This is a genomic window from Neisseria sp. SLRRB23 (assembly GCF_050896295.1).
Classification (GTDB): domain Bacteria; phylum Pseudomonadota; class Gammaproteobacteria; order Burkholderiales; family Neisseriaceae; genus Neisseria.
In genome coordinates, this window is record NZ_JBPBFH010000009.1 from 29,516 (window position 1) to 43,179 (window position 13,664).

The following is a 13,664-nucleotide window of genomic DNA, read 5'->3' on the forward strand; positions in this document are numbered from 1 at the left end:
GCGTTTTTTCAGACGGCATCAATTATTTTTTGTCGTCTTTAACTTCGGTAAAGTCTGCATCGACCACGTCATCGTCTTTCTTTGCAGAAGCATTGGTTTGCGCACTTTCACCTGCTTGGGCTTCGGCTTGCGCTTGAGCGTAAACCATTTCGCCCAGTTTTTGGCTGGCTGCACCCAAAGCTTCGGCTTTGGCATCGATGGCGGCTTTGTCGTCGCCTTTAACTGCTTCTTCAGCTTCTTTCAACGCGGCTTCGATTTTTTCTTTCTCGGCTGCATCGAGTTTGTCGCCGTAGTCGGCCAAAGATTTTTTCACGGAGTGAATCAGGGCTTCGGCTTGGTTGCGGGAAGCGACCAATTCAGTCAGCTTTTTATCTTCCTCAGCATTGGCTTCGGCATCTTTCACCATGCGTTCGATTTCTTCTTCGCTCAAACCTGAAGAACCTTGGATGGTGATGTTGGCTGCTTTGCCTGTGCCTTTGTCTTTGGCAGAAACGTGCAGGATACCGTTGGCGTCGATGTCGAAGGTGACTTCGATTTGCGGCACACCGCGAGGTGCGGGTGCGATGTCGCCCAAGTTGAACTGACCCAAAGATTTGTTGGCAGAAGCGCGTTCGCGTTCGCCTTGCAGCACATGGATGGTTACTGCGCTTTGGTTGTCTTCGGCGGTAGAGAACACTTGCGACGCTTTGGTCGGGATGGTGGTGTTCTTCTGAATCAGTTTGGTCATCACGCCGCCCATGGTTTCGATACCCAAAGACAGAGGAGTTACGTCCAGTAGCAATACGTCGCTGCGGCCGCCGCTCAATACTTCGCCTTGGATCGCTGCGCCTACGGCAACGGCTTCGTCAGGGTTCACGTCTTTGCGCGGTTCTTTGCCGAAGAAATCTTTAACGGCTTCTTGTACTTTCGGCATACGGGACTGACCGCCGACCAAAATCACGTCGTCGATGTCGCTGGTGCTCAAGCCTGCATCTTTCAATGCGGTGCGGCAAGGCTCGATAGAGCGGGCAATCAAGTCTTCAACCAGGCTCTCGAATTTGGCGCGGGTAATTTTCATGGCCAAGTGTTTCGGGCCGGTTGCGTCCATGGTGATGTACGGTAGGTTGATTTCGGTTTGCTGGCCGCTGGACAATTCGATTTTGGCTTTTTCGGCAGCTTCTTTCAGACGTTGCAGAGCCATTACGTCTTGTTTCAAATCAATGCCTTGTTCTTTTTTAAACTCGGCGATGATGTGGTCGATGAGGCGTTGGTCGAAGTCTTCGCCGCCCAAGAAGGTATCGCCGTTGGTTGCCAATACTTCGAATTGTTTGTCGCCGTCGAGGTTGGCGATTTCGATGATGGAAATATCGAAGGTGCCGCCGCCCAAGTCATATACGGCTACTTTGCGGTCTTTGTTGTCGCCTTTGTCCATACCGAATGCCAAAGCAGCTGCAGTCGGCTCGTTGATGATGCGTTTTACGTCCAAACCGGCGATACGGCCTGCGTCTTTGGTGGCTTGGCGTTGGCTGTCGTTGAAGTAGGCCGGAACGGTAATCACGGCTTCGGTTACTTTTTCACCCAAGTAAGCTTCGGCGGCTTCTTTCATTTTACGTAAAACTTCTGCGGAAATTTGAGGAGGAGACAGCTCTTTGCCTTGCGCTTTCACCCATGCATCGCCGTTGTTGGATTTGATGATTTCGAAAGGCATGGATTCGATGTCGCGTTGGACTTCTTTGTCTTCAAATTTGTGGCCAATCAAACGTTTGGCGGCGTAAATAGTGTTTTTAGCGTTGGTTACAGCTTGGCGTTTTGCCGGTGCGCCGACGAGGATTTCGCCACCGTCCAGATAAGCGATAACGGATGGTGTGGTGCGTGCACCTTCTGCGTTTTCGATAACTTTGGTTTGACCGTTTTCAGAGATGGCCAAACAAGAGTTGGTTGTACCTAAGTCGATACCGATTACTTTTGCCATATGGATACTCCTAATTTGATTTTGCTTATTCTAAGAAATATGCTGGAACGTTGTGTCCCGATGCGCATTAAATAGGGCGGGAGTGGGACGGTTTCAAGTTCTTATACAGGTGTAAACATATAAATATATGAAAATATTGGATTTATATTTGAATCTAATATTCAGATTATTAATAAACTTATTCATAGATAATACCGGCGAGCATTTCTTGCTCATTTAAGTTTCCGTATTCCTTTTCCCAGTCATGCGAGGATTCGATGATGTCGCATTCCTTGGATAATGAAATTTGCTTTGAATCCATATTTTTTGCATTCAGTATGCTGAGTTGTTCGCATAGTGAGGAGGATAAAGTAGTTTCCGGCTGTTTGGCTTCCGAATGGCTTTCTGAAAAAGCAAAGCAGGATAAGATAAATGCTGTTGTATAGAGGAAATATTTACCGGATTTTTTCATATTTATGTCCTTTTACCTGTTAAATTGGTGGTTGATTGATGAAAAATCTTAATATTTGGCATTTGTATAAGATAAATCATAGTTTAAATTTAGTTTATCATATTTATTTTATTTTTTGTATAACTAAGGTAAAATATATTTTATGTTTACTTTGCATGATGGAATTTAGGGAAAGGGAAAGATATTTATGGAAACCTTTAAAGATAGATTGATTTTTCTATGGAAAAATGAAGCGAGGCAGGCGAAAATTGCATCTGATATTGAGATGACGATTGCGGGTTTTAGTAGGATATGGAATGAAGGCGGTTTGCCGAAGTCTGAAACATTAAAGAAAATCAAACAATTGAAGGGTTGTAGTATTGATTGGTTGTTGACCGGTGAGGGTGAGCCATTTCCCGGGGGGAATCAGGTAAAGTCTGTTGCCTATGATACTTTTGGCAATGAGGTCAATACAGACGAATTTGTTTTTGTGCCAAGATATGATATCCGTGCGGCTGCAGGGTATGGACAATTTGTCGGTCATGAAGAACCTGTATTTACGATGGCTTTCAGACGGCATTGGATTGAAAATTATGTTACCCGTGATACGAAAAACCTATCTGTGATTTCTGTTAAGGGAGATTCTATGGAGGGGGTTTTAAATGATGGAGATACCATTCTGGTCAACCATGGGGAAAATACGCCAAAGGATGGCTTGTACGTGTTGCGGATTAATGAAAACTTGCTGGTCAAACGTCTGCAAATTGTTCCCGGCGGGATAATCAACGTCATTTCTGCCAATGAGGCTTATCCTGCTTTTGAAATTAATTTGAATAATCTGACCGATGATGTGGAAATTATCGGGCGTGTGGAGTGGTTCGGCAGGATGATTTGAGTTGGGACTTGAAATTGAAGGGGATTAAACTTATTTATGGGGCGATTCCTTTTTAAGGAAAAGTCCTTGCTTGCCTTTGCAAGGGGTTTGAGAGAGAATGCAAAATATTATATTAAGGAATAACACCATGTCGGACGAAAGCCCTATTATCTTTACTGACAGCTGCTGTACAAAAGTTGCGGATTTGATTGCCGAAGAAAATAACCCTGATTTGAAATTGCGGGTTTTTGTCAACGGCGGCGGCTGCTCTGGTTTCCAGTATGGATTTACTTTTGATGAAATTAAAAACGATGATGATTTTGAAATTGAGAAAAACGGTTTGGTCTTTTTGGTCGATCCGATGAGTTATCAATATCTGGTCGGTGCGGAGATAGACTATACGGAAAGTTTGCAAGGCTCGCAGTTTGTTATCCGTAATCCGAATGCGGAAACCACTTGTGGTTGCGGATCGTCGTTTTCTGTATAACCGACCGGTCGGTGCCATGCCGTCTGATTGTTCAGACGGCATTTTTATTTTTGGGAAAATATATTCCCGGGATAAATTCGCATATAATTCGATTTTTAAAGAATAATCTGATTTTTATAAGGAATTGTCGGAGCAGTATTGAATATATTGGTTCCATTATGATTGAGATGAGTAAAAATTACCAAAACGATTTGTACGATATATATGTTTCCTATCCGCCTGGAGTTGATCAGGAGAGGATTCAAGCCTGTCTTCGGGAAAATTTGGATGAGGAGCTGGCAGAGAAAATCATCGATTCGCTTGCTTCTAAACCACAGGTGTTGGTTGAGGAGAAATGCACATGGGAAAAGCGGGGTGAGCTGTATGATTATTTCGGCTATTTGGGTTTGGATATTGTTACCCGAAGATATATGGAGTTGGAAACAATTGAACAGTCGGAAACGGAAGATGAGGTGGTGGAACTGCCGTTTGAGGATTTGGAGACGGATGTAAAAGAAAAGGATAAAACCGTATCGTCAAAGTCCGAGCCTCTATCTCAGAATACTAGGTTGCTGTTTTGGGCATTGTTGGTTGCTTTTTTGGGCTATCTCATTGGTAAGATTTTTTGATTGTCCGATAAATGCTGTATTCGGGATTTTATATATGAAATGGTTGAAACGCCTGACGGTCATTGTCGGGACTCTTTATTACTACCGATTGGCGGGATTGTGTGCTGGATTGGTTCGGCGCGGCTGGATATACGGTTTGCTGAAAATGATGCCGCAATCTTCCAGATTTAAAAATGAACCGCCGCCCGTCCGACTTCGCCTTGCGTTGGAAAGCCTGGGGCCGATTTTCATCAAGTTCGGGCAGGTTTTGTCCACACGCCCCGATTTGATTCCGCATGATTACGCCGTCGAACTGGCAAAGCTGCAGGACAAAGTGCCGCCTTTTGACGCGCAGCTTTCGCGGGAGCAAATCGAAAAATCGCTGGGGCAATCGATCGAAACGCTGTACGCGGAATTTGAAACCGAGCCCGTCGCCAGCGCGTCCATCGCCCAGGTACACAAAGCCCGCCTGCATTCGGGCGAACAGGTCGCAGTGAAAGTCTTGCGCCCCAACCTTTTGCCCGTTATCGAGCAGGATTTGTCGCTGATGCGCTTTGGTGCAGGCTGGGTCGAGCGTTTGTTTTCAGACGGCAAGCGTCTGAAGCCGCGCGAAGTGGTGGCGGAGTTCGATAAATACCTGCACGACGAGTTGGATTTGATGCGCGAAGCCGCCAATGCCAGCCAGCTCGGGCGTAATTTTCAAAACAGCAATATGCTGATTGTGCCTAAGGTGTTTTACGACTACTGCACCAGCGACGTGTTGACCATCGAATGGATGGACGGTACGCCGGTATCCAATATCGCCAAACTCAAATCAGACGGCATCGATTTGCACAAACTCGCCGATTACGGCGTAGAAATCTTCTTCACGCAAGTCTTCCGCGACGGTTTTTTCCATGCGGATATGCACCCCGGCAACATTCTGGTCGCCGCCGACAACCGCTACATAGCCCTCGATTTCGGCATTGTCGGCACGCTGACCGATTACGACAAACGCTACCTCGCCATCAACTTTCTCGCCTTCTTCAACCGCGATTACCACCGCGTCGCCACTGCCCACATCGAATCGGGTTGGGTGCCCGCAGACACGCGCGCGGAAGAATTGGAAGCCGCGGTTCGCGCCGTGTGCGAGCCGGTGTTCAACAAACCGATTTCGCAAATTTCCTTCGGCTTGGTGTTGATGCGCCTGTTTGAAGTCAGCCGCCGCTTCAATGTCGAAATCCAGCCGCAGCTGGTATTGCTGCAAAAAACGCTGCTCAACATCGAAGGCTTGGGACGGCAGCTTGATCCCGATTTGGACTTGTGGAAAACCGCCAAACCGTTTTTGGTGAAATGGATGAACGGGCAGGTCGGCCCTAAAGCCCTTTGGCGCAACCTCAAAAACGAAGCCCCCGACTGGGCGCAAATCATTCCTTCATTGCCGCGCAAAATCAGTGCGTTGATTGATGAAAACCGCCAGCAGGAAATGCGTGATGCCTATATCCATTTGGTCAAAGTGCAGCAGCGGCAAAGCCTGTGGCTGGGGGCAATAGCGTTTGTTTTACTGCTAATCTTGCTTTTGAAATAAGAAATGCCGTCTGAAATAAATTTCAGACGGCATTTTTACGGGTGTTCAGATGATAAAGTCGATTTCGGCAAACTGGATATTTTGATCCAAATCGGCCGACGGTGTTTTGGGTGCGCGTGCCACGGGTTTGGCGGGTACGCCGACAACAGTGATGGACGGCGGAACGTCTGAAACCACAACGCTGCCGGCCCCGATTTTGGCATTGTCTCCGATACGGATATTGCCCAATATCGAGGCGTTTGCCCCAATCATCACGCCGTTGCCGATTTTAGGGTGGCGGTCGCCGCCTTCTTTGCCTGAACCGCCTAAGGTTACGCCGTGTAGAATCGAAATGTTGTTGCCTAAAACGGCAGTCTCGCCGGCAACAAAGCCGGTGGCGTGGTCAAGCATCAGTCCATGTCCGAAATGTGCGGCGGGATGGATGTCCACCCCGAATACTTCAGACATCCGGTTTTGCAGGAAATAGGCCAGCGTTTTACGTCCGTTTAAGTATAGCCAGTGGTTGATGCGGTGTGCCTGAATGGCGTGGAAACCTTTGAAATATAGAAGCGGAAGCGTGTATTCGTCGCATGCCGGGTCACGCTCGTAAATGGCCTTCAAGTCTGCCTCGACGCATTTGCTGATTTGCTCATCGCTGCCCAATGCCTGCTGGTAAATTTCAAACAGGGCGCGCACGTCCATAATCGGGCTGCCGAGTTTGCTGGACAGGTGGTAGGAAAGGACGGAGTCTAGAGATTCGTGCCGTAAAACAGTTTGATGCAGGAAGCTGGCCAGCATGGGTTCGGCTGCGGCTGCCGCTTCGGTTTCCTCCCGTATGGTTTGCCACAAGTTGAAACCGGCTGTGTTTAAATGGTCTTTTTTCATGAGTGATGACGTTTGAAAATCGATATGGTCGGCAGTATCTTACCGTCTATATTATTTTTTCGGTAGGGGATTTGAAAATGAATTTGAAATTCTCTGCTTTTGCTTGAAGTTTCTTGGCAACGTCCTTATCTTACGCCAGGTATAACCAGATTTTGATTTTCAATTTGTTTTAAGGGATACGATATGAGCGAACAGACGCAGCAGCAAAATAGTGAAGAGTCGGTTGAAAATGTGGAAACAGTTGAAACCGCAGAGGCTGCCGAAACAGCAGAAAACGGTGCAGGGGAGCAGGAGCCGGTCTCTGCCGAGCCGACTTATGAGGATTTGCAGGCTCGTATTGCCGAGCTGGAAGCGCAGTTGAAAGACGAGCAGCTGCGTGCTTTGGCAAACGAGCAAAACCTACGCCGACGCCATCAGCAGGAAATTGCCGATACGCATAAGTTCGCCGGACAGAAGTTTGCAGTAGAAATGTTGCCAGTTAAGGATTATCTGGAAATGGCACTTTTGGATCAAAGCGGCAATTTTGATGCGTTGAAAATGGGCGTGCAGATGACTTTGAACGAGCTGCAGAAAGCATTTGATGCCACGCAAATCAAGGAAATTAATCCTAAAGCGGGCGATAAGCTTGATCCCAATATTCATCAGGCAATGCAGGCGGTGGCCAGCGAACAGGAACCCAATACCGTAGTTGGTGTGATGAAGAAGGGCTATACCCTGTCCGACCGTGTGTTGCGTCCTGCAATGGTTACGGTGGCACAGAAGGAAGCCTGAAGGCGCCTAGGGAATAATCTGATTTATTTCCTGAAGCGCGTTTTGCGTATGGGCCGCCTTTAATAAAACGGCAATGCCGTCTGAACCCGCCTGTCGGGCTTCAGACGGCATTTTATAGTGGATTAAATTTAAATCAGGACAAGGCGACGAAGCCGCAGACAGTACAAATAGTACGGCAAGGCGAGGCAACGCTGTACTGGTTTAAATTTAATCCACTATATTCCGGCGTTAACGGTCAACCCGTATGCCGCCTGCCTGTTTTTCTTCATCCAGCTTTTTTTGCAGGGTGTCGCAAGGTGTGTCGCAGTCGCACATTTTTTTCATACCCAAAGCGGTAATGCCGCCGCAGCTTCCCTTGATGGTGCGTTTGGAGAAGATATAGCCGACTGCCATGCCGATGATGACCAGCAGGAAGATGCCGAAGGTAAGGAGCAGGGTTTTCATGGTGTTTCCTAATCGGTTTGTATGTTTAGCGGAGCAGTTTTTCAAATTCGGAAGACATGGCGGTGCGGTAACCGCCCGTATCCCGGACAATCAGGAAAATGGCGAGTTTTTCGCGTTCTGCCAGCTTCAGGGCTTCGGTTTCGCCTAAAACAAATAATCCTGTGGACAAGCCGTCCGCCGTCATTGCACTGTCTGAGACCACGCTGATGGAGGCGAGGTTGTGGCTGATGGGGCGTTTGTTGTTGGGATTGATGATGTGGGAGAGGCGTTTGCCGTTTTTATCGACGTGGAAAATACGGTAATCGCCGGAAGTGGCAAGCGAACGGTTGTTCAGCGGGACGATAATCTGCGTATTGCCGCCTTGGACGATATTGGGTTGCTCGATACCGATGCGCCACGGTTCGCCGCGCGCGTTTTTGCCTTTGCCGTGCAACTCGCCGCCGATTTCGACCAGATAATTTTGAATGCCGTATTTTTCCAGTTCGCCCGCAACTTTATCAACGCCGAAGCCTTTGGCAATCGAAGATAAATCCAAATAGGCCTTGGGGTGGGTTTTGCTTAAGGAGGCGTAATCTTTGTCTTGTTGCAAAATAATTTTGTCTATGCCCGTATAAGATGCCGCCTGTTTGATTTGTTCCGGTGTCGGTTCCCGGGTAACGGATTTGTCGGGACCGAATCCCCAAAGGTTGACCAAAGGGCCGACGGTTACGTCCAGTGCGCCGTGCGTCAGGCGGTTCAGGCGGACGGCTTCGGCGGTAACGTATGCGAAGTCACTTGAAATGCGGAGGGGTTTGCCGGCTGTGGTTTGGTTGAACCGGCTGATTTCAGAGTCGGGCTGATAGGTGGACATCTGCCGGTTGACTTCTTTAAGCGCGTCATCGATGCGCTTTTGTATTTCGGCAGGGGAGGGGAGTTTATCGTGGCCGTCTGAAAGATATTTGACGGTATAGGTCGTGCCCATGGTCTCGCCTTGCAGGGTAACGGTTTGCGCGGTTTGTTCCGAACAGGCGTTTAGGAAGATAAAACTCAGGGCAAATATCAAGGCGCGGATAAAGTTCGGCAGGCGTGTTTCAGACGGCATAGTGTTTGATNGTCTTAGCAAATGGCTTGAATTATATCGCAAAACGGCCGATATGTTTTTATGCTAATGCCGTCTGAAGGGTGTTCAGACGGCATTAGCATAGAAAAAGGAAGAAACCGAGGTTTCTTCCTTTTGTATTTGAAGCCGAATACTCAACCGCCGAAATCGTCCAAGAGGATGTTTTCGTCTTCCACACCCAAGTCTTTGAGCATTTTGATGACGGACTGGTTCATAATCGGAGGACCGCACATATAGAATTCGCAGTCTTCCGGTGCTTCGTGGTTTTTCAGATGGTTTTCGTAAACCACGTTGTGGATGAAGCCCGTGTAGCCGTCCCAGTTGTCTTCCGGCAGCGGGTCGGACAGGGCGACGTGCCATGTGAAGTTCGGGAATTCTGCCGCGAGTTGGTCGAAGTCTTCGACATAGAACATCTCGCGTTTGGAACGTGCGCCGTACCAGAAGGTGATTTTGCGTTTGGAGTTCAAACGTTTCAACTGGTCGAAAATATGGGAACGCATCGGAGCCATACCTGCACCGCCGCCGATGAATACCATTTCGGCATCGGTGTCTTTAGCGAAGAATTCGCCGAACGGGCCGGAGATGGTTACTTTATCGCCGGGTTTGAGCGACCAGATGTAAGACGACATTTGTCCCGGAGGCGCATCGGGTACGCGCGGAGGCGGTGTAGCGATACGCACGTTCAGCATAATGATGCCTTTTTCCTCAGGATACGAAGCCATGGAGTAAGCGCGCAAAATCGGCTCGTCCACTTTGGAAACGTATTGCCACAGATTGTATTTGTCCCAGTCTTCGTGATATTCCTTAGGAATGTCGAAGTCTTTGTAGGCAACAGTGTGAGGCGGAGCTTCAATTTGAATGTAGCCGCCGGCGCGGAAAGGAACTTCTTCGCCTTCGGGAATGGCCAGCTTGAGTTCTTTAATGAACGTCGCTTTGTTGTCGTTGGAAATGACGGTGCATTCCCATTTTTTCACGCCGAACACTTCTTCCGGTACTTCGATGTCCATGTCGGTTTTGACGTTGACCTGACAAGACAAACGGCAGCCTTCGCGTGCTTCGCGTTTGCTGATGTGGGACAACTCGGTCGGCAGAATGTCGCCGCCGCCGCTTTTCACGACAACGCGGCATTGTCCGCANGAGCCGCCGCCACCGCAGGCGGAAGGAACGAAGATACCTTGGCTGGCAAGCGCGCCCAAGAGTTTGCCGCCGGCGGGCATCGTCAGTTCTTTTTCATCATTGATTTTGATGGTGATGTCGCCTTCGCTGACCAACTTGGATTTGGCAAACAGAATCATCAGTGCCAAAGCTAAGACGATGACGGTAAACATCACAATACCTAAAATAATCTCCATACCGTTCCCTTTCTTATAACTGGATGCCGGAGAACGACATAAATGCCATCGCCATCAGGCCGGCGGCGATAAAGGTAATGCCCAAGCCTTTGAGGCCTTTGGGAGCGTCCGAATATTTCATTTTTTCGGTAATGCCCGCCAAAGCGACAATCGCCAACATCCAGCCCAAACCCGCGCCGAAGCCGTACACAACGGATTCGCCGAAGTTGTATTCGCGTTGCGCCATAAAGGATACGGCACCGAAAATCGCGCAGTTTACGGTAATCAGCGGCAGGTAGATGCCCAGCGCGTTATAGAGAGCGGGGACGAATTTGTCCAAGAACATTTCCAAAATCTGCACCAAAGCGGCAATCACGCCGATGAAGGTAATGAATTTCAAAAAGGTCAAATCCACGCCTTCGACAATCGCGCCGTCTTTGAGCAGCGAGTAAACCAATTGGTTGGCGGGGACGGACAGCCCGAGTACGAAAATTACCGCCACACCCAAACCGAATGCGGTGGATACTTTTTTGGATACCGCCAAAAACGTACACATACCCAAAAAGAAGGATAGCGCCATATTTTCAATGAAGACGGATTTGATAAAGAGGCTCAAATAGTGTTCCATAGCTTATTCCTCCGCCTGTTCGGGTTTCCAGGTACGCAGACCCCAAATCAAAAAGCCGATAATGAAGAACGCGCTGGGGGCGAGCAGGAAGAGGCCGTTGGTCTGATACCAGCCGCCGTCCTGCACAGTTTGGAAAACGGTGTAGCCCAAGAGCTTGCCCGAGCCGATCAGTTCGCGGACAGTGGCGACGACAAGCAGCATCATCCCGTAGCCCGCGCCGTTGCCGATGCCGTCGATCAGGCTTTCCAGCGGCGGCTCTTTCATCGCAAATGCTTCGGCGCGGCCCATCACGATACAGTTGGTAATAATCAGGCCGACGAATACGGAAAGCTGCTTGGACAATTCGTAGGCAAATGCCTGAAGCAGTTGGTCGACCAGCGTAACCAGCGACGCGATAATCGCCATTTGCACGATGATGCGGATGCTGTTGGGGATGTAGTTGCGTACCAGCGAAATGAAGAAGCTGGAAAAACCGGTTACCAAACTGACGGAAATACCCATCACGATGGCCGTCTGAAGTTTGGTGGTAACCGCCAAAGCCGAACAAATACCCAAAACCTGCAAGGCAATCGGGTTGTTGTCGATAAAGGGTGAAAACATGAAGTGTTTCAAGCGTTTCATATCAGCCATTATTGCGCTCCTGCTGATTTCAATTTGTTCAGGTAGGGGATATAGCCGTTTTCGCCGAACCAGTAGGCGAACGAACCTTGCACGCCTTTGGATGTCAGCGACGCGCCGGAGAGGGCATCTACGCCGTGTTCTTTGTCCGAACCCGCGCCTTTGCCGACGTGCAGGGCGAGTTTGCCTTGTCCGTCAAACAGTTTTTTGCCGACGAATTTTTGCTGCCACAAAGGATTGCCGATTTCGCCGCCCAAGCCCGGGGTTTCGCCTTGCTCGTAGTAGGTAATGCCGTTGATGGTGTTGCCGTCGGGTTGGATGGCGACAAAACCGTACATAACAGACCACAAACCGTTGCCGTGCATAGGCAGGATGATTTGCCCGATTTTGCCGTCTTCACCTTTTACCAAATAAACCTCGGTGTATTTGGCACGGCTTTTGATGCCTGCCAAATCGTCTTCGGGTTTGATGCGGATGCTTTGCGCGGGGTCTTTGCCTGCGATGCGCGCGCTGAAGTCTTTCGGCGCGTCTTTCACATATTCGCCGGTCGCCAAATCGACCACGCGTTGCTCGATACGCTCGGCAAAGGTTTTGCTGATGTCGGTGTTTTTATCCATCAAACCGGCCACGCTCAAAATATAGCCTTGTTTATCTTGGAGTTTTTGTTTTTCTTGGATGGGTTTCAAGCCGACGACCGCACCCGCCACGATGACCGAGCAAATCAGGCTGACCGCCAACACCACAATCAGCGTGCCGCTGAAGCTGTCTTTATCGAATTTCTTAGCCATTGCTGCGCGCCTTTCTGCGTTTGATGTTCGCTTGTGCGACGAAATAGTCGAAAATCGGGGCAAACAGGTTGGCAAACAGAATCGCCAACATCATACCTTCGGGGTAAGCCGGATTGACCACACGGATCAATACGCACATCACACCGATTAGCGCGCCGTACCACCATTTGCCGACATTGGTAAAGGAAGCAGAAACGGGGTCGGTTGCCATAAACAGCATACCGATGGCGAAGCCGCCGACGACCAAATGCCAGTACCAAGGCATAGCAAACATAGCGTTGGTGTCCGAACCGATGAAGTTGAACAGCGAAGACATCGCAATCATACCGATCATCACGCCGACAATAATGCGCCAAGAAGCGATGCGGGCAAACACGATAAACGCGCCGCCGATTAAGAGCGCCAAAGTGGAGACTTCGCCGATGGAGCCGGGCAGTTTGCCGATACACGCGTCCATCCAAGTGATGGTTTGACCGGTTACGGCGTTTTTCAGGCCGTCTGCACCGTGTGCCGCCCATTGCGCCAGCGCGGTTGCGCCGGAATAGCCGTCAACCGCCGTCCAAACCGCATCGCCGCTCAAGTTGGCGGGGTAGGCGAAGAACAGGAAGGCGCGGCCTGCCAGCGCAGGGTTCATGAAGTTTTTACCCGTACCGCCGAATACTTCTTTCGCAACCACAACGCCGAAAGAAATACCCAAAGCCGCCTGCCACAGCGGCAGCGTGGGCGGAACGATCAAAGCAAACAGAATCGAAGTAACAAAGAAACCTTCATTGATTTCGTGTTTGCGCACGGTGGCGAACAAAACTTCCCAGAAACCGCCGACAATAAATACGGTCGCGTAAATCGGCAGGAAGTAAATCACGCCGAACAGCATTTTGCCCAACACGCCCGCTTCAGACGACATATTGATGCCCAAAGCGTTGGCAAGGGCGTANTGCCAGTCGTTGGCGATGCTTTGTTGCAGCAAATCGGGCGTTAAGGCACCGAATGCCTGCGCGCCGACGTTGTACATGCCGTAAAACATGGCGGGGAACAAAGCCAGCCACACCAAAATCATCATGCGTTTGGAGTCGAGCGCGTCGCGGACGTGCGCCGCTTTGCGCGTTACCGCGCCGGATGTATAGAAAATCGTCGCCGCAGCTTCGTAGAGGGCATACCATTTTTCATGTTTGCCGCCCGGCAGGAAGTGCGGTTCGATTTTTTCCAGAAAATGTTTTAAGCCCAT

Annotated in this window: 15 protein-coding genes and 1 pseudogene; 6 read left to right on the forward strand and 10 right to left on the reverse strand. The window is 49.5% G+C overall.

Features of this window, described 5'->3' with window-relative positions; genetic code table 11:
• Positions 1 to 22 precede the first annotated feature (22 nt).
• Positions 23 to 1,951: a molecular chaperone DnaK gene (dnaK, locus tag ACRPFF_RS03505; protein ID WP_432673799.1), complete on the reverse strand. Its 1,929-nt coding sequence runs from the start codon at positions 1,949 to 1,951 to the stop codon at positions 23 to 25.
• A gap of 178 nt (positions 1,952 to 2,129) precedes the next feature.
• The gene (locus ACRPFF_RS03510) at positions 2,130 to 2,402 is read right to left on the reverse strand and encodes a hypothetical protein (protein WP_250313613.1); all 273 of its coding nucleotides are present in this window, start codon (positions 2,400 to 2,402) and stop codon (positions 2,130 to 2,132) included.
• 187 nt (positions 2,403 to 2,589) lie between these two features.
• Here ACRPFF_RS03510 and ACRPFF_RS03515 point away from each other — a divergent pair, with 187 nt between their 5' ends.
• The 4 genes from ACRPFF_RS03515 (at position 2,590) to ubiB (ending at position 5,896) form a co-directional block, all read left to right on the forward strand.
• Positions 2,590 to 3,276, forward strand: coding sequence for a S24 family peptidase (locus ACRPFF_RS03515; RefSeq protein WP_432673800.1), 687 nt, complete (start codon positions 2,590 to 2,592; stop codon positions 3,274 to 3,276).
• A gap of 127 nt (positions 3,277 to 3,403) precedes the next feature.
• Positions 3,404 to 3,742, forward strand: a complete 339-nt coding sequence (gene erpA, locus ACRPFF_RS03520; RefSeq protein ID WP_002233615.1) for an iron-sulfur cluster insertion protein ErpA — start codon at positions 3,404 to 3,406, stop codon at positions 3,740 to 3,742.
• A 158-nt stretch (positions 3,743 to 3,900) separates the two neighbouring features.
• A complete protein-coding gene (locus ACRPFF_RS03525; RefSeq protein WP_304670645.1) occupies positions 3,901 to 4,350 on the forward strand; it encodes a peptidase in 450 nt (149 codons plus the stop codon).
• Positions 4,351 to 4,384: 34 nt separating this feature from the next.
• A complete protein-coding gene (ubiB, locus tag ACRPFF_RS03530; RefSeq protein ID WP_432673801.1) occupies positions 4,385 to 5,896 on the forward strand; it encodes a ubiquinone biosynthesis regulatory protein kinase UbiB in 1,512 nt (503 codons plus the stop codon).
• 45 nt (positions 5,897 to 5,941) lie between these two features.
• Here the strand turns inward: ubiB and cysE are convergent, their stop codons facing one another.
• Positions 5,942 to 6,760: a serine O-acetyltransferase gene (gene cysE, locus ACRPFF_RS03535; protein ID WP_432673802.1), complete on the reverse strand. Its 819-nt coding sequence runs from the start codon at positions 6,758 to 6,760 to the stop codon at positions 5,942 to 5,944.
• Positions 6,761 to 6,943: 183 nt separating this feature from the next.
• Between cysE and grpE the strand changes: the two genes are divergently transcribed.
• Both grpE and ACRPFF_RS03545 read left to right on the forward strand, forming a co-directional pair.
• Positions 6,944 to 7,531: a nucleotide exchange factor GrpE gene (gene grpE, locus ACRPFF_RS03540; RefSeq protein WP_107862682.1), complete on the forward strand. Its 588-nt coding sequence runs from the start codon at positions 6,944 to 6,946 to the stop codon at positions 7,529 to 7,531.
• Positions 7,532 to 7,641: 110 nt separating this feature from the next.
• Positions 7,642 to 7,752: pseudogene (locus ACRPFF_RS03545) on the forward strand (IS5/IS1182 family transposase); the annotation flags it as partial.
• A gap of 7 nt (positions 7,753 to 7,759) precedes the next feature.
• On the opposite strand, the gene nqrM reads toward ACRPFF_RS03545, so the two are convergent.
• From nqrM to ACRPFF_RS03580, 7 genes are all read right to left on the reverse strand, one after another.
• Positions 7,760 to 7,975 (reverse strand): (Na+)-NQR maturation NqrM, encoded by a 216-nt coding sequence (gene nqrM / locus ACRPFF_RS03550; protein ID WP_002231930.1) that lies wholly within the window; start codon positions 7,973 to 7,975, stop codon positions 7,760 to 7,762.
• A gap of 25 nt (positions 7,976 to 8,000) precedes the next feature.
• The gene (locus ACRPFF_RS03555; protein WP_432673803.1) at positions 8,001 to 9,056 is read right to left on the reverse strand and encodes an FAD:protein FMN transferase; all 1,056 of its coding nucleotides are present in this window, start codon (positions 9,054 to 9,056) and stop codon (positions 8,001 to 8,003) included.
• Positions 9,057 to 9,208: 152 nt separating this feature from the next.
• Positions 9,209 to 10,426 carry an NADH:ubiquinone reductase (Na(+)-transporting) subunit F gene (gene nqrF, locus ACRPFF_RS03560; RefSeq protein ID WP_411712477.1) on the reverse strand — a complete coding sequence of 406 codons (1,218 nt, stop codon included), beginning with the start codon at positions 10,424 to 10,426 and terminating at the stop codon, positions 9,209 to 9,211.
• A gap of 13 nt (positions 10,427 to 10,439) precedes the next feature.
• Complete coding sequence (gene nqrE, locus ACRPFF_RS03565; RefSeq protein ID WP_002223986.1) at positions 10,440 to 11,033, reverse strand: NADH:ubiquinone reductase (Na(+)-transporting) subunit E; 594 nt, start codon at positions 11,031 to 11,033, stop codon at positions 10,440 to 10,442.
• 3 nt (positions 11,034 to 11,036) lie between these two features.
• Positions 11,037 to 11,663: an NADH:ubiquinone reductase (Na(+)-transporting) subunit D gene (locus tag ACRPFF_RS03570; RefSeq protein ID WP_432673804.1), complete on the reverse strand. Its 627-nt coding sequence runs from the start codon at positions 11,661 to 11,663 to the stop codon at positions 11,037 to 11,039.
• Entirely contained in the window at positions 11,663 to 12,439 is a 777-nt protein-coding gene (locus ACRPFF_RS03575; protein WP_003753877.1) for a Na(+)-translocating NADH-quinone reductase subunit C, read from the reverse strand. Before ACRPFF_RS03575 ends, ACRPFF_RS03570 begins: the two co-directional genes overlap by 1 nt.
• Positions 12,432 to 13,664 (reverse strand): NADH:ubiquinone reductase (Na(+)-transporting) subunit B, encoded by a 1,233-nt coding sequence (locus tag ACRPFF_RS03580; RefSeq protein ID WP_432673805.1) that lies wholly within the window; start codon positions 13,662 to 13,664, stop codon positions 12,432 to 12,434. The genes ACRPFF_RS03575 and ACRPFF_RS03580 overlap by 8 nt, the downstream gene beginning before the upstream one ends.